This is a genomic window from Lentzea sokolovensis (assembly GCF_033949975.1).
Classification (GTDB): domain Bacteria; phylum Actinomycetota; class Actinomycetes; order Mycobacteriales; family Pseudonocardiaceae; genus Lentzea; species Lentzea sokolovensis.
In genome coordinates this window covers 379752-399428 of the sequence record NZ_JAXAVU010000012.1, presented here as the reverse complement: position 1 = coordinate 399428, position 19677 = coordinate 379752, and the positions used below count along the sequence as shown (strand labels likewise).

Below are 19677 nucleotides of genomic sequence, written 5' to 3'. Positions count from 1 at the left end.
GACTGATCGCAACATCAACCGATCGTGTTAGCGGGCGGTGGCAGCGTCACAGTGAAGGCCGCCCCGCCCTCCGCGGCGGGCCCGGCCGTGATCGTTCCACCCATCCGCGTCACCAGCCCGTGCACCAGCGCGAGCCCGACACCGGTCCCAACAGGCCGAGAGTCCTGGTACCGCGCGTGCAGCACCCCGCGATCGAACGCCACGGCGTAGTCCTCGGCGGCCAAGCCAGGGCCGCCGTCCCGCACCTCCAGCACGGACGACAACGCGAGCACGACGGGACGTCCGGCTGGGGTGACGCGCAGGGCGTTCTCCATCAGGCCGTCGATGACCTGACGCAGGCGCCGTGCATCGGCCTGCACGACCGGCGAGGCGGACACCTCAAGAGAGAAGTTCACGCCTCGGGCGTGACAGCGGGCGTGCCACACCTCGGCTGCCGTGCGGACGACGGGTTCCAGGGACACGGTCGCCATGTCCAGCCGGAAGTCGTCTGCGCCCAGTCGGGCGAGGTCGAGCAGGTCGGTGACCAGGCGGTCCAGGCGGCGGGACTCTTCCAGGATCACGGTGCCCACCGGGGCTACCTGGGCGCCGGAGACGACGCCGTCCGCCAGGGATTCCGCGAAGCCCGTCACGGCGGTGAGCGGGGTGCGGAGTTCATGGGAGACGGAGAGCAGGAAGTCGCGTTGGCGGGATTCGCTGCGTTGCAACGCATCCGCGAGCGAGTTGACGGCCGTGCTGACCTCGGCCAGTTCGTGGGTGCCGGCCACGGGGACTCGGAGGTCGCGGCGGCCCGCGCTCATCGCGTGGGCCACGGAGGCGACTCGGCGTAGCGGGCGGGCCAGGAACGTGCCCAGGGCGAGGCCCGCGAGGCAGGCCACGGCCAGGCCTATGCCCAGGGCGCCGAGGACGTTGCGGACCAGTTTGCGGTAGGTGCCGGTGGTCTCGGTCTCCTGGACCAGGGCGAAGCCGCCCGCCCCCGACGGACGGGCTTCCACGTTCAGACGGCCGCTCACCCCGGACACAGGAGAACCTGACAGCACCTCGCGGTAGTCGACGGCGCGGACCGCGCGGACCGCGGCGCGATCGGCGCCCGTGACGTCGCCGGCGGCGGTGATCCGGACGATCGCGATGTCCTGGCCCTCCAGGATCTGTTCCACGCGGTTGTTCGAGATCTGGCCCGCCACCACGTCGGCCTGGGAGCGCAGGAACTCGCGGCTCACCTGTTGCGAGGTCGAGAGCACCAGGCGCAGCGACACGAAACCGGCGACGGCCACGGCCACGAACGCGACTCCCAGGCACAGCAACGCGATCCGGCCGGCGAGGTTCACGACGCGTCCGCCGAGTAGCCGACGCCGCGCACTGTCCGAATTGGACTTGACGAACCGAACTTGGCTCGTAGCTGGGCTATGTGGACGTCGACGGTTCGGGTGCCGGCCACGGACGAGTAGCCCCACACGGCGGACAGGAGCTGCTCGCGTGAGAACACCTGACGTGGATTCTTCATCAGGTACGAAAGCAGCCCGAACTCCGTCGACGTCAACGACACCTCGTCAGCACCGGCGAACGCTCGCCGTTCGCCGATGTCGAGCCGTACGGAACCCACCTGCACAACGTCCGGCGCTGGGCCGGACGAGCGACGCAGGACCGTGCGCACGCGCAGAGCCAGTTCGCGTGGACTGAAGGGCTTGGTGATGTAGTCGTCGGCGCCCAGTTCCAACCCGAGCAAGCGGTCCACCTCGTCGTCTCGGGCCGTCACGAACAGCACCGGCGTCCAGTCACCGGCGGCGCGCATGGCCCGGCAGACCTCGATGCCGTTCAGCACGGGCAGGCCGACGTCGAGCACGACCGCCACGGGCGACAGCGACCGGACCGCGGCCAGTGCCGCGTCCCCCGCGGACTCCAGGTGCACGCCGAAGCCGTCGCGTCTCAGGTACAGCGCGACGAGTTCGGCGATCGCCGGTTCGTCCTCCACGACGAGCACCAGGCCACGTTCCACGCGTTCACCCCGGCTGGTTGATGTCCGACTCGATGCTGTTCAGCGTTGATTCCACATCATCGAGGTCCGACACCGGCGCCTCACCCCGGCACGCCGTCAGGGACACCAGCAGAACCAGAGCCGCCACCCACCTCACTTGGACCCGCAGTGCTCGGACTTGAACTTGGCGACGCGCTCGCCGGCCTTCGCCAGCTTCACGAGCTGCGCGTCCCGCAGCTTCAGCCGCGCGTCGAGGACGTCCGCGCGGGCCGTGTTACCGGCCTTGCGGGCGTCGGCGGCCTTCTGCTCGATCCACTTCTTCGAGCCCAGGGTCTCCGGACTGCCGTTGATCTTGTCGGTCAGCGCCTTGACCTTGGCCTCGACGCGAGGCACGCGGTTCGAGCAGATCTGCTGCACCTTCTCCGGGCTGATCGTGATCGGTTCCTGCGCCGACGCGGTCCCCGCGCCCAGCAGCAGCATCCCGAGCACGAGCCCACCGATTCGCGAAATGTTCATGGCACAGAACGATGACCGCTCACGATCAGAGCACGGTCCGCCGAATGTTCGGGTTCTGCAAAGATCACCCCGGCAACGTGAGCCCGGCGACGTCAACGCAGGGAGATCCCGCGCGTTGCCGCCGCCTGCGCCATCGGCCGCAACCGGTCCCACACCCGTTCCGACCGCAGTTCCTCCGCCGCGCTCACCGCCCGCAGCCCCACGGCCTGCCCCTCGTCGAGGTCGCCGTCGAGGAAGTGGCACGAGGCCAGCGTGATCAGGCAGAACGTCCTGCTGCGCGTCATCGCCGGCCCGAACCCCTCGATCGCCGACGACAACGCCGGAATCGCCAGCCGGGTGTCACCGAGCTCGGCGTGGATCGTGCCGGTCATCGCGGTCAGGTCCGTCTCGTCGTGGAACCGCACCCAGTCCGGCGCGCGAGCAGGGTCCGCGGACGCGAACGAGTCGTGCGCCTTGCCCAGCGCGCGCAACGCCTCGGCGGAACGGCTTTGGCGCGCGTACGCCCAGGCCTCGTTCAAATACATGACGCTCGACGCCAACGGCGCGAAAGCACCCCTCTGGAAGTAAGCCAGCGCATCGCCCGGTGCGCCGTGATGCAGATGCACGCGTCCACGCCGGTAAACGATGTTGGTCGTCAGGTCTTCGTCGTGACGCGCCAAATCCAGCGCACGGTCGAAATGGTGGTAGGCGGCCCCGACCTGACCGCAGTCGAACGACGTCCACCCGGCCAGGTTGTGCAGATCCGCGACGGCGGACAGCAGGCGCGCCCGCACGGTGTCCGAGGCTTCGGCGGTCAGAAGCTGTTGCGCCCAATAGATCCGCACGACGACGGCGTCGCGGCACGCCCCTCCGCCGTACTGGTAGTCGACCGAGCGCAGCGAACGGGTCTGCGCCTCCAGTTGCTCCACATCGCTCGTGCCGATGCGGCTGGAGTGCGGAGGAGGGAAGTACGCAGGATCCGCCATGGAGTACACCTCTGCGCCGCCGTTGGAATCCGAGCGTAGGGCGTGTGCGACCTGCTGAGAAGGGGGCCGGAGTCGAATGGAATCCTGCGGAAGAAGTGATTGAGCAGGTATAAATCCGGGTATACCTGCTCTGGCCGGTGCGAGCATTCTGTGCCTTATGAGGCGACGTGCGCATCTGCGGCTGGTGACCTCCTGCGAGGTCGTGGACACGACGCTGACGGCGGTTCTCAACGCCGAAGACCTGGCTGAGGAGCTCGGCCTCGACCCTGAAGCCCGGGTGACGTGTGGCCGGCATCGCTGCTGGTTGCACCAGTGCGTGGCCTCACCGCCGGACACCGCGGCGAATCGCCAGTTCGTCCGGGCCTACCGGACGAGCATCGCGGCGATGAACGCCGGAACGCACACGCGGTAGAACGACCCGGAAGAACTAAGCCTGGTGGGTGAAGACGGCGGCCTCCGGGAGATGGCTCGGAGGCCGCTGGCTGTCCTCCGGCACGTCGAGCAACGCCCAGATGATGTGCCGGCCGCCACCGGCCGGAGTCTCGCCCATGGTGAAGTTGCAGACGGCGATGGACGCGATGTTGTGCCGCATGACGTGCCACTGCTTGAGGTCGAAGCGTGCGGTCGTGCGCACGGCAACGGACATCTTGTCGCCGCGCATGCGCAGCAGCAGCGCGAGAGGGCTGTCGTCCTCGATGTGCGACACGAGCTCCACGGCCACCTGCGGCGCCACGTCGAGCAACGACTGGACGCCCCACCGTTCGCAGGCGCGTTCGGTGATGCGCTCGGCCACGTGCGGCAGGCAGCGGCACGACGGCAGTTGCGCGTCCACCCGGTCCTCGTGCCTGAGCCGCACCACCGAGGCCAGCGCTTCCGGCGTCGTCGAGTACAGCGGGATGTGCCGGGGGAGACCGCGTGACTCCAGCGTCGACCGCAGCCGGTGATCACTCACGACGAGGCTCAGCGAGATGCCCGGCCAGCGCGCCGCGGACAGCCACACGACGTCGAACAGCACGAGCAGCGCGGGCGACTCGGCGACGAGATCGTCCAGCTCCACCACGACGCCGACGAGTTCCTTGGTCGCGCAGTCGAGCAGCACGTCCTGCGCGCGCATGTACGTCGTCCAGTCGAGTTGCCCGCTGAGCCGGACGACGAGCACGCCGTTCTGCTCCCGGACGTCCACCCCGAGGCTGTCACCGGCCACGATCCTGTCCCCTCCCACAGGCACGTTCCCCAAGCCCCCAAGCCTGATGGGGTCACCGCATGGGACCTAGGGGGTAACTACCCGTGTTTCGGCGTTGGTGCCTCCGGGGGACCGCGTTGCAGCGGGAGATCGCACCGACCTAGGGTGCGGCTGTGGGCGGTTCGCTTTCCCCAGTGCGCAGAGGCAATTTGCCTGCTGACACAACTACTTTCGTCGGCCGCAAGCACGACGTCGCCGAGGTGCGAAGGCTGCTGTCCGAGTCGCGCCTCGTCACTCTTACGGGTGTCGGTGGCGTCGGCAAGACACGGCTGGCGTTGCGTGCTGCCGCCGAGACGAGCAGGGCGTTCCGCGACGGGGTGTGGTTCGTCGAACTGGGTGGCGTCACCGACCTGGAACTGGTCGTGCACACCGTTCTGGAACAGCTGGGCGTGCACAACGACACGGTCCGCATGCACCGCACCGTTCTGATCGAACACTTGCACGACCGGCAGATGCTGATGGTCCTGGACAACTGCGAGCACGTCGTCGGGGCCGTCGCCGACCTCGTGGACGCGTTGCTGCGCGGGGTTCCCGGCCTGCGGGTGCTGGTCACGAGCAGGGAACGCCTCGGAGTCGACGGCGAGCACCTCCACCAGGTAACGCCGCTGCCGCAGGAGCCGGCGCTGGCGCTGTTCGCCGAACGGGCCGCCGCCGTCGAACCCGGATTCGTCCTCACCGCGCGCAACCACGCCGAGGTCAGCAGGATCTGCGCCCTGCTCGGTGGGATCCCGTTGGCCATCGAGCTGGCCGCGGTGCGCCTGCGCGTGTTGAGCCTTGACCACTTGTCGTCCAGATTGGACAACACCTTCCGGGTGCTCGGGGACGGCAAGCGCGGCGGCGATCCGCGCCACCAGACGCTGCACGCCGCGGTCGACTGGAGTTTCCACCTGTGCACGCGGCCCGAGCAGATCCTGTGGGCGCGGGCGTCGGTGTTCTCCGGCACGTTCGACCTGGAGGCGGCGGAACGGGTCTGCTCCGGTGACGGCGTCGCGCCCGAGCAGGTCATGCACTCGCTGATGGGCCTGGTCGACAAGTCGGTGGTGGTGTCGGAGCAGCACCCGTCCGGCACCCGGTTCCGGCTGCTGGAGCCGTTGCGCCAGTACGGCCTGGAGAAGCTGCGCGACGCCGGCCGCGAGCAGGTGTTGCGCGAACGGCACCGCGACCACTTCATCGAGTGGGCCGAGCGGCGCGAGCGGGAGTGGTTCGGTCCCGCCCAGCCGCAGATCTTCTCGCTGACACGCCTGGAACACCCGAATCTGCGGTCCGCCCTGGACTTCTGCTTCGACCAAGACACCGACCACTGCGTGCACCTGGCCAGCACGCTGTGGTTCTACTGGGCGGGCTGCGGCATGCTCGGCGAGGGCCGCCACTGGCTCGACCGCGCCGTGGCGAGCGCGAAACCCGGCCCCTTGCGGGCCAAGGCGTTGTGGGTCAACGGTTATGTGTCGACGTTGCAGGGAGATCTGCCCGCGTCGACGCGGATGCTGGACGAGTGTCGCGAGTACGCCGTCGCGTCCGGTGACGGTCCCGCGCTGGCCTACGCTACCCACCGTCTCGGTTGCACGCATCTGATCGGCGACGACCTGGACCTCGCGGACAGCCTGTTCGAGGAGGCCATGCGCCTCTACCAGGGCCAGGGCACGGTCAACAGCCACACCATGCTCGCCGGCGTCGAACTGGCGATCTCCGCGACGTTCCAGCACGACTTCGCCGCCGCGGAACGGCTCTGCGTCGAGGCCAAGGCCGTCGGCGAGGAACACGGTGAGCTGTGGGCGCAGGCGTACGCGGTCTACGGGCTGGCCCTGTGCGCGTGGGTCAGCGGTGACTTCGTGCGCGCCGACCGGCTCGGCCGGGAGTGCCTGCGGATGAAGCGCTCGTTCCACGACCTGCTGGGCATCGTGCTCGCGATAGAGGTGCTGGCCTGGATCTCCGCCTCGCAGGGGGACGCGGTGCGCGCGGCCACGTTGCTGGGCGCCACCAACGAGATCTGGCAGTCGGTGGGCTATCCGATGTTCGGGTCGCGCTACTTCGGCACCCCGCACGGCGAGTGCGAGTCGGCGACGGTCGCCGCGCTCGGCGAGCACGAGTTCCGGGAGATGTTCCGCAAGGGCATGGACCTCCGGCTGGAGGACGCCATCGCGTTCGCCATCGGCGAGGAACAGGCCGAGGACCCGGCTCCGGCCGTGACCCTGACCCCGCTGACCCGCCGCGAGCAGCAGGTCGCCGACCTCATCGCCGGCGGCAAGTCGAACAAGGAGATCGCGGCCAGACTGGTGATCGCGCGGCGGACCGCCGAGGGGCACGTGGAGCGGATCCTGCAGAAGCTCGGCTTCACCTCACGCGCGCAGATCGCCACCTGGGTCACCGAACGACGCAGCTAGTCGATGCACGGAATGCCGTCGTTCGGCGGCGGGGGCGGTGGGGCCGTGGCCAGTTCGGTCACCTTCGCCCGCACCTTGGCCTGGTCCACCTTGTTCACGTCGAGCCCGCCCAGGTGCGCGCCGCCCTCGATCGGCAGCGTGTCGAACCGCACCTCGGAGGGGATGTTCCCGGCGAACTCGACCAGGTCGAACCGCGCGTCCAGCACGACGTCCTGCTTCGCCATGTCGATCATCGCCTGCACGGCGGTGACGTCCGCCCCCTTGAGTCGCTTCGTCACGGCCGACAGGAACGCCTGCTGCCGTCGCGTGCGGTCCAGGTCGCCGTTCGGCAGACCGTGCCGCTGCCGCACGAACGACAGCGCCTGGCCCGCGTCGAGGTGCTGCGGCCCCGCCGGGAAGTCCGCGCCGGACAACGGGTCCTTCGCCGCGTTGCGCAGGCACACGTCCACGCCGCCGAGCCCCTCGGCGATGTGGAAGAACCCGATCAGCGAGATCTCCACGAGGTGGTCGATCGGCTGGCTCAGGAACGCCGACACCGTCTGCACCTGCGCCCTGCGCCCCGCCTCACGCCCGGCGCGTTCCAGCTCCCGCTTGTCGTGCGTGCCGGCCTCGCGCAGCCGGTCCTCCTCGACGATCTTGGCCCGGCCGTAGGCCTCCTTGATCTTGCCCTCGCCGCCCGAGGTCAGCGGCACGAGGTTGTCACGCGGCACGGACATCGCCACCGCGGGCCCGGAAACGGGGATGTGCAACAGGATCAACGTGTTCGCGTTGTAGCCGCCGCGGTCGCTCTCGCCCGCCTGCATGCGCCGCAGCACGTCGTCGGGCAGCGGTTCGCCGTGCAGGTCCAGCCTCGTGGTCAGGCCCATGATCAGGATGTTGCGGCCGGACTCCGACCGGGGCGCGTCGTCCGGGATCGCGTAGGACCGCTCGACGCCGGTCGAGAGGGTGGACACAGTGGACCAGGCGAACGCCGAGGCGGCGAGCAGGACCGCGCTCAGGGCCAGCCAGGCGGTGCGCGTCAGAACGAGAAAGACCGTGCGGTGATAGCCACCACCTGATTGCATGAACAGGACACCCCCTGAACTATTCTAGGTGCTCATGGGGGTTCAACTGCCCAGTCTCGCCGCGCTCGCGATGCTGGCGGTGTTCACGCAGACGGGGGTCTGGGTGGACGGGGGCGACATCGGCTGGGCCTTCGGCGTGTGGCTGGTGGGCGGCACGGTCGTGGCCTCGGCACTGGTTCGTCGCATCGGGTTGTGGACGGTGGCACCGGCGCCACCTCTCGTTTTCGTCGTCGTCGCGGTGGGCAACGCGGCCTGGGAACGGCAGTCGAAGAGGTACCCGCCGTGGGGGAGCAGCAAGGAGTTCGCCGCGGACGCGATCCCGTGGCTGGTGAACGGGTTTCCGTGGATGGCGGCGGCGGTCGTCGCGGCACTGGTGGTCGTGGTCGTCCGCGTTTTCATTGGGGGAAGAAGCAAATGCAGGTCTTCGTCGACAGAAACGGCGGTAGACGGGTAGCGGCGAGACTCGTCAGCTGGACCGTCGCGAGTGGACTGATCCTGTTCGCCGCGGTCGTGGGCGGCACGCTGCTGGGAGCGTGGTGAAGCACACGCCGCGGTTGCACTGGATCTCGATCCTGCTCGGGCTGCTCGTGCTGATGGGCGTGGTGTCGTTCCACGCCTACGCCGCGATCAAGCCCGGACCCGCGCGGATCGCCGGGGAGCACCGGGAACTGCCCGACGGCACGCTCGCACTGGCGTTCCACGGCGGCCCCGACCCGAAGTGGACGCCGCGCACCCTGGAGAGGCTGCGGGCCGCCGGCATCAAGGCGACCTTCTACGTCACCGGCGCCCAGGTCACCCGCCACCCCGACGTGGCACGCCGGATCGTCGCCGAGGGACACCGGATCGGCCTCGACGGCTTCCGCGCCGAGGGTGATCTCGCCAGTTCGCTCAACCTCGCCTTCGCCCAGGCCGCGCTCGCCGACGCGCTGGGAGTCCACACGCGACTGGTCGGCGCCCCGGCCGAGGTCGACAGCGGTGACCGCGAGTACCAGGACATCGGCACCCTGGTCCGAACGGCGTTGCGGGAGAAGGGCGGCGTCGTCAGGCTGCACGACGACGGCAGCATCGGCGGCGACATCGCCCGTGAGCTCGCGAAACAGCCCGGCTACCGGTTCGTGCTGATCAGCGACGAGCAGCCGGTCGCGGCCTCCGCGCGCGAACGGTTCACCGGCGCGGTCACCACGTGGTCGCAGCGCAACGGCGGCGTCGTGCTCGTGCTGTTCGGCACGGCCATCGCGATCGCCGCTTTGCTCGGCCTGCTGCGCACCCTCATGCAACTCGGCCTCGCGCACACCGACCGCCGGCTGCGGCGCGAGAGCGAGGAGGAGCCGCCGCCGTGGTTCGCGCCGCCGGTCTCGGTGGTCGTCCCGGCGTTCAACGAGGTGCTGAACATCGTCGCCACCGTCAGGTCCATCGCCGGGAACAACCACCTCGCCGACGTCGAGGTGATCGTCGTGGACGACGGCTCGACGGACGGCACCGCGGACGTCGCCGAGGAGCTGGACCTGCCCGGCGTCACCGTGATCAGGCAGACCAACCAGGGCAAGCCTGCGGCGCTGAACGCGGGCATCCGCGAGGCGACGCACGACGTGCTGGTGCTGGTGGACGGCGACACGATCTTCGAACCGGACACGGTCGGCCAGCTCGTGCAGCCGTTCGCGGACAACGGTGTCGGCGCGGTCTCCGGCAACGCGAAGGTCGGCAACCGGCAGGGCCTGCTCGGACGCTGGCAGCACCTGGAGTACTGCGCGGGGTCCAACCTGGACCGGCAGATCCTGCACGCGCTGCGCTGCATCCCGACGGTGCCGGGCGCGGTCGGGGCGTTCCGCAGGGCCGCGCTCGTCGACGTCGGCGGCGTCAGCGACGACACGCTGGCCGAGGACACGGACCTCACGATGGCCGTCACGCGCGCGGGCTGGCGGGTCGCCTACCGTCCGGAGGCCAAGGCCTGGACCGAGGCACCGGCGACCGTCCACGGCTTGTTCAAGCAGCGTTATCGCTGGTCGTACGGCACTTTTCAGGCGATGTGGAAGCACCGCGGCGCGTTGGTGGAGAACGGGCCGATGGGCCGGTTCGGCATCCTCTACCTGCTGGCGTTCCATCTGCTGCTGCCGTTGCTCGCACCGGTGATGGACCTCTTCGTGCTGTACGGGTTCCTCGTCGCGGACGCACCGCTCGCGTTGATCGTGTGGATGGTGTTCCTGCTGGTCCAGACGGCGAGCGCGGGCTACGCGCTGAGGCTCGACGGCGAGTCGCTCAAGCCGTTGTGGGCTTATCCGCTGCAACAGGTCGTGTACCGGCAGCTGATGTACGTCGTGGTGATCCAGTCGTTGATCACGGCGGTGCACGGCACGCAGCTGCGGTGGATGTCGGTGCGGCGCACGGGTCGGCTGGCGGATGCGCCCGGCGGTACGGTGCACGTCACCTGAGTCACGGGAGGCAGGCGTTGGGTCGCACGCCTTTGGACGCACCGGCGCGTCAGCAGGAGGTCTTCGCCGCCGTGCTCGGAGTGCTGGCCGAGGTCGGGTACGCCCGGTTCAACATGGACCTGGTGGCGGGCAGGGCGCGGGCCAGCAAGGCGAGTCTCTACCAGCGCTGGCCGTCCAAGGCGCGGCTCATCACGGACGCGCTGAAGGCGAACCTGCCCCAGTTGCCGCAGCCGGACGAGGGGACGTTCGCCGAGGACGTCCGCCAGATCCTGCTGGCGTGGGGCGAGCCGATGCCGTTCGACACCGCCGGGATCTTCCTCGGACTGCTCGAGGGCAGCCGCCAGGACGCCGATCTCGCGTGCCTGCGCGAGGAGCACGTCGACCGCGCCTACACCGAGCACCTCCGGGTCGCCGTGGACCGGGCGAAGGCGCGCGGCGAGCTGCCGGAGCGGCTCGACGCCGACATCCTCATCACCGCGCTGATCTCGACGTTCGTCCTGCGGTCCGAGGAACCGGGCGTGATCGACGGCATCGTCGACGGCCTGCTGAGACCGTTGATCAGTACATTTCGGACCAAATAACTCGTCAGATCGTAGTCGTTGCGCTACGTTCGGTCATGGATTCAAAAGAACAGTTCTGTTCTGTTGAGGGGGATTTCCCGTGACCGACACTGCCGTCTGCCCGGTCCCGCACGAGCGCGACCACCCGCTGCAGCCGCCGACCGGCTTTCCCGAGGCCGTCGGCGACGGACCGGTGAAGATGCTCTGGCCCAACGGCGTCGAGGCGTGGGTCGTGTCCAGCTACGCCGGTGTCCGGCAGGTGCTGTCCGACTCGCGGTTCATCACGCGCAAGGGCGGCCATCCCGAGATGCGCACCGACGAGGGCGAGACCGTGCTCGACCCCGACCAGCCGGGCAACATCAACGGCATCGACGGCGCCGAGCACATGCGGTTGCGCCGTCCTCTCTCGCGCGGCTTCATGGTCAAGCGCATGAACGAGCTGCGTCCGCGCATCCAGCAGATCGTCGACGAGCACCTCGACGTGATGGAGGCCAAGGGCGCTCCCGCCGACCTGGTCACCTCACTGTGCCTGCCGCTGCCGTCGCTGGTGATCGCCGAGCTGCTGGGCGTGCCGCCGGAGCACCAGGAGCTGTTCCAGGCCACGGCCGGTGACCTCTTCGGCAAGAACGGGTCGAAGGACGAGTACCTCGCGCACGCCACCAAGCTCGCCGAGGTGCTCGCGCCGATCGTCGCGGAGAAGAAGGCGGCCGGCACGAACGACGACATGATCGGCCTGATGGCCAACGACACCGACTTCAGCATGGACGAGCTGATCTTCCTCTGCATCGGCCTGCTGGCGGCCGGGCACGAGACCACGTCGAACTTCCTCGGCCTGTTCACGCTGCACCTGTTCGAGAAGCCCGACCAGCTGGAGATCCTCCGGCGGGACCCGAGCCGCGCCGACGTGGTGGTCGAGGAGCTGATGCGGTACACGGTCGGTCAGCTCGGCGGCGCCGGTCTGACCCGCAGGGCCACCGAGGACGTCGAGGTCGACGGCGTGCTGATCAGGGCGGGGGACTGGGTGAGCGTGTCGCTCATCGCGAACCTCGACGAGGAGCTCTGCCCGCGGGCCGAGGAGCTCGACCTGGACCGGGACGCCGTGTCGCACCTGGGGTTCGGCTTCGGGCCGCACCAGTGCCTCGGCGCCAACCTCGCTCGCGCGGAGCTGCAGATCGGGCTGCGGTCGCTGTTCGAACGGTTCCCGAACCTGCGGCCCGCCGTGCCCGTGACGGACATGAACTACCGCAACGACATGATCACCTACGGCGCGGCCGAGATTCCGGTGGTCTGGTGACGACAGTCCGGATAGACCAGACGAAGTGCATCGGATCGGGCCAGTGCGTGCTCGCCGCACCGGACGTGTTCGATCAGTCGGATGACGACGGGATCGGCGTCGTGCTGGTCGCCGAACCGCCCGCGGAGCTGCTGCCGGGCGTTCGTGACGCGGTGGACAGGTGTCCCGCTCAGGTGGTGAGCCTGGAAGAGTGACTTGATCGGCCGTTCCGGTGAGGAGCAATTACCGGAAATGGATTCAGTTCGGCGATGCTGACACCTTGTTGGCCCCTTTCCGATCACCACGGCCGTCCGAAATCGTAGGCGCGGCCACCACGGCGTTGTGGTGGCCGCGCCGACGTGTCCCGGGAGAGTCCAAAGACCCTTCCCGACCAGGCCCTACAGAGGGATGGTGGCGGCGGCGCGGTGAATACCGGCGGTGTGTAACGGGTATCTGCACAACGGGTGCGCGGCGCACGTCAGGAGGGCCAACCTATGTTCAGCAGCGATGCTTTTCCGGCTCGCGTGGACAAGACCGACGTGCGGCATGTCGAAACTCTGACAAATGCGCTGCGGGCACTCGACCACGAATACGGCGGCGGCGCCTGCCGGGACGCTTGCGTCGCATTGCTGAACTGGGCGAACCCGCTGCTCGACAGCGGCTCCGGCGGACAGGTCCTGCACCGCCTCCAGGTGGCCATCGCGGACCTGCACAACCTGGCCGGCTGGGCGTCGTTCGACATGGGACTGCTGGAGTCCGCGCACCTGCACTTCGGCCGTGCGATGGGCCTCGCGCGCGCGTCCGGCAACACCGCGCTGGAGGCGAACATCCACTACCGGATGGGCCGCGTGCACCTGCACTACGAGCTCGCCGAGGACGCTTTGTCCTCGTTCCAACGAGGTCTGCCCATCGCGCAGGCCAGCGGGTCCACGTTGGCCGTGTCGATCCTGCACGCCAACGAGGCGTGGGCGTTCGCGAAGATGGGCGCGGAAAGGCAGGCGCTGCGCCAGTTCGCGCGTGCCGAGGACGAGTTCGGACAGTCCGTCGCGGAGGACGCGCCGCCGTGGGCGCGGTTCTTCGACCTCGCCGACCTGGTGTCCATCGGCGGCATGGTGCACACCGAACTCGCGCGCACCTGCGACGTGAAGTACGCGCGGACGGCGATCCCGCTGCTCACCAGGGCCATTTCCACCGGGGGAGAGGAAACGTCGCGCAGCCAGTCGTTCCGGCTGGCCGCGCTGGCGATGAACTACCTGGTGCGGAACGAGACCGAACGCGCGCGCGAGGTCGGGGAACAGGCGATCGCGGTGTCCGGTCCCATCCGCTCGGCCCGCACCCGGGATCGCATGCGGCCGTTGAAGCAGGAGGCGGAACGGTTGCGGGGCAACGAGGCCGCGGACGATCTGGCGTCACGTCTGGGGAAGTTCATGACGTCACAGGGAGCAGCCTGACTCTGGAGGCGCCACCGGGACCCGAGGAGAGGTTTGGGCTTCGGGCCCCGGCGACACCGTCTGGGGAGGAGCGGCGCCCCGCTGGGGGGCCAAGACGCCGCTCCGGTCTGGTGCGTCAGCAGCGGATGCTGGTCTCGGCGCGGTAGGTCGCGGCGCCGGAGGACCACTCGGCGTACGCGTTGGTGCAGGTGTCCAGGGTGTCCGTTCCGTGCGACCAGAGTTCCTGCTGCCGGTAGCCGCCCCCGTGGGCGTACGACTCGCTGCCCCACTTCGCGATGATGAAGAACAGCGGGGTGTAGGGCGCGCCCGCGTTGTGCACGCCGTTCCAGGTGTAGATGTAGGCCCAGTTCTTGCCGCAGCCCTTGAACTGCTTGACCGAGGCCCACTTCTGCCCGCCGGAACCTAGGTAGCCGGTGGTGCCGATCGGAGTCACCGGTCCGCAGCCGGGGCGTTCTCGGCCTGGGCCTGGCCGGACATGGCCACTCCCAGGAACAACGCCGCGACGGCCAGGAAGGTTGTCCGCTTCATGGGCGAGAAGCATCACGCGGCCCGCTGACATTTCGCTGACACCTCGGGTTACCGGCTGGTTAGGATCGGGCCCATGCAACGCCGGTGGGAGTTCAAGGTTCTCGGATCGTTGCAGGTCACCGACTCGGGCCGGGCGGTGGAGCTGCGCTCGGCCAAACAGCGTGTCCTGCTCGCCGCGTTGCTGATGAAGGCGAACGCGCCGGTTTCGTCCTACGAGCTGATGGAACACCTCTGGGGCGACGAGCCGTCAGGTGCGGCGCGCGCGACGTTGCAGACGTACGTCATGCGGTTGAGACAGTCGCTGGACGACCTGGCCGACCGCAAACTCGTCCGCACGTGGCCGACCGGCTACTCGATCCACGTCGAGGACGACCAGCTCGACCTGCTGACGTTCCAGCGGCTGCGCGCGGAAGCCCGCCGTGCGCCCGATCTGGAGACGGAGGCGCGGCTTCTGGGCGAGGCCGCGGCGTTGTGGCGCGGACCGGCCCTGGACCAGGTGTCGTCGCTGCGGATGGAACAGACCGACGTGCAGCGCCTGAACGAACAGCGCTGGGAGGTGCTGGAACGCCGCAACGACGCCGAGCTGCAACTGGGCCGGCACGACCAGATCGTCGACGAACTGCGCTCGCTCGTCGCGGAACACCCGCTGCGCGAACGCTTCTGGTACCAGCTCATGCTCGCCCTGCACCGCACCGGCCAGCAGGCGCAGGCGCTGGACGTCTACCGCAGGGCCAGCGACGTGCTCGCCGACGAGCTCGGCATCGACCCGAACGCCGAGCTCCGCGCCCTGCACATGGAGGTCCTGGCGGGCTCTTCTGCACCCGTGGCCGTCCAGTCCGGACCGTCCTGGCTGCCGCCCGCGGTCGGTGACTTCTCCGGGCGGTCCGAGGAGGTCGTGCGGCTCACCGCCGGATTGCGCGCCGGTGGGACGTGGACGATCACCGGGCCTGGTGGCGTCGGCAAGACGTCGCTGGCCGTGCACTGCGCTCACGCCGTCCGGGACGCTTTCCCCGACGGGCAGCTGTACCTGAACCTGCGCGGTGGTGAGCAGAAGCCCGTCGAGGCCGCAGCGGCGCTGGACCGGTTGCTGCGCGGCCTGGGCGTGTCGGGTGGCGCCATTCCGTCCTCTGTGGAGGATCGGATCGATCTGTACCGGGACCTGTTGTCGGACCGGCGGATTCTCGTCGTGCTGGACAACGCGGTGAACGAGGCCCAGGTCCGGCCGCTGCTGCCGGGGACCACCTCGGGCGCCGCCCTGGTGACCTCGCGGGCCGCGCTGGCCGGGCTGGAGGCGGCGCACGTCGTGCCGCTGGACGTGCTGCCGTCCGCGGACGCGCTGGCGTTGCTGCGGGCCGCGGTCGGCGAGGCCCGGTGCGCCGCCGAACCCGGTGCCGCGCAGGAGATCGTGACCTACTGCGGCAAGCTGCCGCTGGCGTTGCGGGTGGCCGCGGCCCGCCTGGTGGCGCGTCCGCACTGGCAGCTCGCGAAGCTGGCCGGCCGGTTGTCCGACGAACGCCGCCGGTTCGACGAGCTGTCGCTGGGCGACCTCGACGTGCGGGCTTCACTCGCGTTGTCCTACGACGGCCTGGACAAGACGCACCAGACCGCGTTCCGGCTGCTGTCCCTGGTGGACACCCCGGACTTCCCGGCGTGGGTCGCGTCCCCGTTGCTGGGCCTCGATCTCGACGACGCCGAGGACCACGTCGAGGCGCTGGTCGACGCCCGCCTGGTCGACTACGCGGGCCGCGACGGGCTGGGGCAGGTGCGGTACCGGCTGCACGACCTGTTGCGCGCCTTCGGCCGGGAGGCCGCCTCCGAGGACCCGGCGGTCGCGCTCCAGGAGTTGTTCGAGCAGTGGCTCGACCTCGCGATGCGGGCCGACGCGGAGCTGCCGCACCAGGGCGTCCGGCTGGAACCCCTTGAGCTGGAACGGTTCGACCTCGGCGACGCGGCCGACTGGTTCGACGCGGAGTGGCTGAACATCCACGCCGTGATCACCCAGGCGGCGGCGCTGGGGCTGGGCGTCCTGGCCGCCGAGCTGGCGATCCGGTCGGCGGCGTTCTGCGACCTGCGGGCCCGGTTCGACGACTGGGAGCAGATCAACGACCTCGGCCTGTCCTGCGCGCCCGAGTCCCGCCGGCCGATGCTGTTCCAGCAGCGCGGGATCCTGAGCGCCCGACTGCACGACTACGCCGCGGCCTCGGCTCATTTCCAGGCCGCACAGGAGGGTTTCGCCGCCGCCGGAGACGTGTGGGGCGAGGCCTACGCCTGGTACGGCATGGGCTGGATGCACGAGTGGAGCGGACGGTCCTCGGAAGCCCGTGAGGCGCATCGCGAGGCCAAGGCGCGGTTCGCCGCCTCCGACAACCCGCACGGCGAGATCGAGGTGCTGTGCTCGCTGGGCGCCATCGAGCGCCGCGCCGGCGGACTGGTCGCCGCGCAGGGCTACCTGGAGCGGGCCTGCCGGCTCGCCGGGCAGATGGGGGACTCGCAGAGCGAGCTGATGGCCACGCTGGAACTGGGGCGGTTGCACCAGTTCACCGGCGAGCTGACGCTGTCGGTGGAGTTCCTGAGGGCCTCCCTCGCCGCCGCGCAGAAGTTCGGCGACCCGGACCTGGCCGCGAACATCCGGCTGTTCCTGGCGGACACGCTGATCCGGTCCGGGCAGGACTCCCTCGCGGAGGACCAGCTGCGGCAGGCCTGGGAGTTCTTCGAGGAGCACGACGACCGGCAGGGCCGCATCTGGGTGTGGCGTCTGAGGTCCGGGATGACCACCTCGGCGGAGGAGGCCCTGACGCTGGCGTCCCTGGCCATGGAACAGGCCCGCGAGATGGGGTCGCCGCCGGAGTTCGGGCGGTCGTTGCGGGTGCTGGGCAACGCCCTGGAACGGGCCGGGCGGCTGGACGAGGCTCGCGAGCACTGGCGGCAGGCGGAGGAAACGCTGACGGCGGCCGGGTTCCAGGCCGAGGTGGACGAACTCCGCCTGGCGACTAGCCCTGGTTCTGGCTGAGCACCGTGTCGACCGTGACCCCGGAAGCGATGATCATGCTGAGCAACGGGTCCGGCACCGGGCGGTGGAACTGCACGACGTAGTTGTCCGCCGTCGAGAACATGGCCTTCGCCATGCCCTGCCAGGTCTTGGTGATGCGCGCGACCTCGGTGTCGGTGTGGTCCTGCAGCGAGAAGTTCCACGCGCGCCAGTTCTCCGCGTAGATGCCGCCCACCTTCATCCCGTTGCACACGTAGGCGAAGCGGACCTTGCCGAAGACGTTCTCCTGCACGATCTCGCCGATCGGCATGCCGTCGCCGCGCTCGACCAGGACCTTGGACTTCCACATCGTCGCGGGACGGGTGACGCGCAGCAGCGGAAGTCCCTGCACGTCACGGATCTCCAGGCGGACGTCGAGCATCGCGTCCATCTTGGTGAAGGCGCGCAGGGCTTTGGCGGCGCCGGACTGACCGACCTGTTCCACGGTGCCGATGTGGCGGGCGTGCTGGTCGTAGATGACGTAGGAGTTCGACATCTCGACGAGCTTCGCCTTCTGGTTCACGACCAGGACGGGCTCGGTGAACAGGGTGCCACCGCCTCCGCCGACGACGCCCTGGACGCCGGCGCGCTGCACCTGCCGCGCCACCCGGTCCTGGCCGGTGCCGCCCATCTGCACCTCGGCGTGGTGGGCGTCGGCCTGTTCCTGGCGCGGCTGCACGTGGGGCGTCCACTGGGTGCCGTCCCACCACCGCACGAAACGCGGGTCGGCGTTGTCCGGGTACCAGCCCGGGGCCGTGTTCATGCCGAGAGCGTACGACTTCGCGCGGTCGTTGGAGCCAGGCGACGGGGCACGGGTGTCGCCTGGCCGCTCTTCAACGCGGCGCGGATCAGCTGATCGTGATCGCGCCCGCCGGGCACAGGCTCGCCGCTTCCTTCGCGGTGGCCTCGTGCGCGGCGTCGGGGTGTTCTTCCAGCAGTACGACGGTGCCGTCGTCTTCGCTCTGGTCGAAGAGGTCGGGGTCGGTCAAAACGCACATTCCCGAACCGCAGCACTTCGTCTGGTCGACGGAGATCTTCATGCCGTCCACGCTACTGGCAGCGAGTGAACCCCGTAGATCCCCATGTCGGTGCGCAGCGGCACCTCCTCGGGGTCGATGTCGAGCCGGAGGTCCGGGAACTCCTGGAACAGCCTGGAGAAACCGATCCGCATCTCGATGCGGGCGAGCTGCTGACCCAGGCACTGGTGGATGCCGTGCCCGAACGCCACGTGGCCGCCGGCCGGGCGGCGCAGGTCGAGCTCCTCGGGGTTGCCGGAGAACTTCTCCGGGTCGCGGTTGGCCGCCGGTACGTGCATCACCACGGTGTCACCGGCCTTGATGAGGTGACCGTCGATCTCCACGTCCTCGACGGCGGTGCGCGTCGGTCCGAAGTGGATGATCGACAGGTATCGCATCAGCTCCTCGACGGCGTTGTCGACGACCTCCGGCTCGTCGCGCAGGATCTTGAGCTGGTCCGGGTGCTGCAGCAGCGTGAACGTGCCGAGGCCCAGCATGTTCGCCGTGGTCTCGTGGCCGGCCAGCAGGAGCAGCAGCGCCATGTTCGACGCTTCCTCGTCGGTCGGCTCACCGGTGGCGAGCAGATCGCTGATCATGTCGTCGCCCGGGTCGGCCTTCTTGCGGACGACCAGCTCGCGCATGAACTCCTGGATGCGCGCCATCGCCTCCATGGCCTCTTTGAACGTCGACTCCAGGCTCAGCATCTTCGTCGTGTCTTCCTGGAACCTGTGCCGCTCGTCGTAGTCGACGCCGAGAATCGCGCAGATCACCAGCGACGGCACCGGAAGCGCGAACTCCTTCACGAGGTCCGCGTGGCCGTCGAACGTCCGCAGGTGCTTGAGCTGGTCGTCGACGATCGTGCCGATCCACTCGGCCAGCTGGTTCATCCGCCGGACGGTGAACTGGCCCTGCAACATCCTGCGCAGCCGGGTGTGGTCCGGCGCGTCCTGGTTCAGGAACATGCCCGGCTCGACCTTGCGCCTCTCCGCCGGTGCCTCGCCCTGGAACCTGACGTCCAGCAGGTGGTGCCTGGAGGGGTCGTTCGTGAACTTCGGGCTCCCCAGGACCTCACGCACCTGGTGGTGACCGGTGACGAACCAGCCGAGGTGACCGTCGGCGAACTTCAGCCTGCTGATGCGGGCCTGCTCGCGGATCGCCGTGACCTCGGCGGGCGGGTCGAACGGGTTCTGGCGCGTAGTGGGCAGTTTCTCGGAGATCAGTTCGGTCATCTCGCACACCTCCCAGTGCTCG

At 69.3% G+C, this 19677-nt stretch carries 20 protein-coding genes; 9 read left to right on the top strand and 11 right to left on the bottom strand.

Annotated elements, in window-relative coordinates; genetic code table 11:
* Positions 1–14 precede the first annotated feature (14 nt).
* From SK854_RS30575 to SK854_RS30555, 5 genes are all read right to left on the bottom strand, one after another.
* Positions 15–1325: a HAMP domain-containing sensor histidine kinase gene (locus tag SK854_RS30575; RefSeq protein WP_319978570.1), complete on the bottom strand. Its 1311-nt coding sequence runs from the start codon at positions 1323–1325 to the stop codon at positions 15–17.
* Positions 1322–1993, bottom strand: coding sequence for a response regulator transcription factor (locus tag SK854_RS30570; RefSeq protein WP_319978569.1), 672 nt, complete (start codon positions 1991–1993; stop codon positions 1322–1324). The genes SK854_RS30575 and SK854_RS30570 overlap by 4 nt, the downstream gene beginning before the upstream one ends.
* A 4-nt stretch (positions 1994–1997) precedes the next feature.
* Positions 1998–2120 (bottom strand): hypothetical protein, encoded by a 123-nt coding sequence (locus SK854_RS30565; protein WP_319978568.1) that lies wholly within the window; start codon positions 2118–2120, stop codon positions 1998–2000.
* A 5-nt stretch (positions 2121–2125) separates the two neighbouring features.
* Positions 2126–2488, bottom strand: coding sequence for a hypothetical protein (locus SK854_RS30560; protein ID WP_319978567.1), 363 nt, complete (start codon positions 2486–2488; stop codon positions 2126–2128).
* A gap of 92 nt (positions 2489–2580) precedes the next feature.
* The gene (locus SK854_RS30555) at positions 2581–3453 is read right to left on the bottom strand and encodes a hypothetical protein (RefSeq protein WP_319978566.1); all 873 of its coding nucleotides are present in this window, start codon (positions 3451–3453) and stop codon (positions 2581–2583) included.
* A 157-nt stretch (positions 3454–3610) separates the two neighbouring features.
* Between SK854_RS30555 and SK854_RS30550 the strand changes: the two genes are divergently transcribed.
* Positions 3611–3865: a hypothetical protein gene (locus SK854_RS30550; protein WP_319978565.1), complete on the top strand. Its 255-nt coding sequence runs from the start codon at positions 3611–3613 to the stop codon at positions 3863–3865.
* A 15-nt stretch (positions 3866–3880) separates the two neighbouring features.
* On the opposite strand, the gene SK854_RS30545 is transcribed toward SK854_RS30550, so the two are convergent.
* Entirely contained in the window at positions 3881–4681 is an 801-nt protein-coding gene (locus SK854_RS30545; protein WP_406601845.1) for an STAS domain-containing protein, read from the bottom strand.
* A gap of 149 nt (positions 4682–4830) precedes the next feature.
* On the opposite strand from SK854_RS30545, the gene SK854_RS30540 reads away from it, so the two are divergent.
* On the top strand, positions 4831–7077 hold the full coding sequence (locus SK854_RS30540; protein ID WP_319978563.1) for an ATP-binding protein: 2247 nt from the start codon (positions 4831–4833) through the stop codon (positions 7075–7077).
* On the opposite strand, the gene SK854_RS30535 is transcribed toward SK854_RS30540, so the two are convergent.
* A complete protein-coding gene (locus SK854_RS30535) occupies positions 7074–8141 on the bottom strand; it encodes an LCP family protein (RefSeq protein ID WP_319978562.1) in 1068 nt (355 codons plus the stop codon). The two genes, SK854_RS30540 and SK854_RS30535, sit on opposite strands and share 4 nt — an antisense overlap.
* Before the next feature lie 34 nt (positions 8142–8175).
* On the opposite strand from SK854_RS30535, the gene SK854_RS30530 reads away from it, so the two are divergent.
* The 6 genes from SK854_RS30530 (at position 8176) to SK854_RS30505 (ending at position 13854) form a co-directional block, all read left to right on the top strand.
* The gene (locus SK854_RS30530; protein ID WP_319978561.1) at positions 8176–8595 is read left to right on the top strand and encodes a DUF6542 domain-containing protein; all 420 of its coding nucleotides are present in this window, start codon (positions 8176–8178) and stop codon (positions 8593–8595) included.
* 82 nt (positions 8596–8677) lie between these two features.
* Positions 8678–10570, top strand: a complete 1893-nt coding sequence (locus tag SK854_RS30525) for a glycosyltransferase (protein ID WP_319978560.1) — start codon at positions 8678–8680, stop codon at positions 10568–10570.
* A 17-nt stretch (positions 10571–10587) separates the two neighbouring features.
* Positions 10588–11151, top strand: coding sequence for a TetR/AcrR family transcriptional regulator (locus tag SK854_RS30520; RefSeq protein ID WP_319978559.1), 564 nt, complete (start codon positions 10588–10590; stop codon positions 11149–11151).
* Positions 11152–11230: 79 nt separating this feature from the next.
* Complete coding sequence (locus tag SK854_RS30515; RefSeq protein WP_319978558.1) at positions 11231–12424, top strand: cytochrome P450; 1194 nt, start codon at positions 11231–11233, stop codon at positions 12422–12424.
* Positions 12421–12618: a ferredoxin gene (locus SK854_RS30510; RefSeq protein WP_319978557.1), complete on the top strand. Its 198-nt coding sequence runs from the start codon at positions 12421–12423 to the stop codon at positions 12616–12618. The genes SK854_RS30515 and SK854_RS30510 overlap by 4 nt, the downstream gene beginning before the upstream one ends.
* A gap of 279 nt (positions 12619–12897) precedes the next feature.
* Positions 12898–13854 carry a hypothetical protein gene (locus tag SK854_RS30505; RefSeq protein WP_319978556.1) on the top strand — a complete coding sequence of 319 codons (957 nt, stop codon included), beginning with the start codon at positions 12898–12900 and terminating at the stop codon, positions 13852–13854.
* A 115-nt stretch (positions 13855–13969) separates the two neighbouring features.
* On the opposite strand, the gene SK854_RS30500 is transcribed toward SK854_RS30505, so the two are convergent.
* The gene (locus SK854_RS30500; RefSeq protein ID WP_319978555.1) at positions 13970–14287 is read right to left on the bottom strand and encodes a hypothetical protein; all 318 of its coding nucleotides are present in this window, start codon (positions 14285–14287) and stop codon (positions 13970–13972) included.
* Positions 14288–14455: 168 nt separating this feature from the next.
* Between SK854_RS30500 and SK854_RS30495 the strand changes: the two genes are divergently transcribed.
* Positions 14456–17392, top strand: a complete 2937-nt coding sequence (locus tag SK854_RS30495; RefSeq protein WP_319978554.1) for an AfsR/SARP family transcriptional regulator — start codon at positions 14456–14458, stop codon at positions 17390–17392.
* Here the strand turns inward: SK854_RS30495 and SK854_RS30490 are convergent.
* The 3 genes from SK854_RS30490 to SK854_RS30480 form a co-directional block, all read right to left on the bottom strand.
* Positions 17373–18173, bottom strand: a complete 801-nt coding sequence (locus tag SK854_RS30490; RefSeq protein WP_319978553.1) for a phospholipid scramblase-related protein — start codon at positions 18171–18173, stop codon at positions 17373–17375. The two genes, SK854_RS30495 and SK854_RS30490, sit on opposite strands and share 20 nt — an antisense overlap.
* 85 nt (positions 18174–18258) lie before the next feature.
* Positions 18259–18450, bottom strand: coding sequence for a ferredoxin (locus SK854_RS30485; protein WP_319978552.1), 192 nt, complete (start codon positions 18448–18450; stop codon positions 18259–18261).
* Positions 18447–19655, bottom strand: coding sequence for a cytochrome P450 (locus SK854_RS30480; protein ID WP_319978551.1), 1209 nt, complete (start codon positions 19653–19655; stop codon positions 18447–18449). The genes SK854_RS30485 and SK854_RS30480 overlap by 4 nt, the downstream gene beginning before the upstream one ends.
* Between the last annotated feature and the right edge of the window lie 22 nt (positions 19656–19677).

Excerpts from the sequence above, each read along its gene's own strand:
- SK854_RS30560 (WP_319978567.1), bottom strand. The coding sequence starts at position 2,488 with ATGAACATTTCGCGAATCGGTGGGCTCGTGCTCGGGATGCTGCTGCTG.
- SK854_RS30555 (WP_319978566.1), bottom strand. The coding sequence starts at position 3,453 with ATGGCGGATCCTGCGTACTTCCCTCCTCCGCACTCCAGCCGCATCGGC.
- SK854_RS30550 (WP_319978565.1), top strand. The coding sequence starts at position 3,611 with ATGAGGCGACGTGCGCATCTGCGGCTGGTGACCTCCTGCGAGGTCGTG.
- SK854_RS30535 (WP_319978562.1), bottom strand. The coding sequence starts at position 8,141 with ATGCAATCAGGTGGTGGCTATCACCGCACGGTCTTTCTCGTTCTGACG.
- SK854_RS30530 (WP_319978561.1), top strand. The coding sequence starts at position 8,176 with ATGGGGGTTCAACTGCCCAGTCTCGCCGCGCTCGCGATGCTGGCGGTG.
- SK854_RS30505 (WP_319978556.1), top strand. The coding sequence starts at position 12,898 with ATGTTCAGCAGCGATGCTTTTCCGGCTCGCGTGGACAAGACCGACGTG.
- SK854_RS30495 (WP_319978554.1), top strand. The coding sequence starts at position 14,456 with ATGCAACGCCGGTGGGAGTTCAAGGTTCTCGGATCGTTGCAGGTCACC.
- SK854_RS30490 (WP_319978553.1), bottom strand. The coding sequence starts at position 18,173 with ATGAACACGGCCCCGGGCTGGTACCCGGACAACGCCGACCCGCGTTTC.
- SK854_RS30485 (WP_319978552.1), bottom strand. The coding sequence starts at position 18,450 with ATGAAGATCTCCGTCGACCAGACGAAGTGCTGCGGTTCGGGAATGTGC.
- SK854_RS30480 (WP_319978551.1), bottom strand. The coding sequence starts at position 19,655 with ATGACCGAACTGATCTCCGAGAAACTGCCCACTACGCGCCAGAACCCG.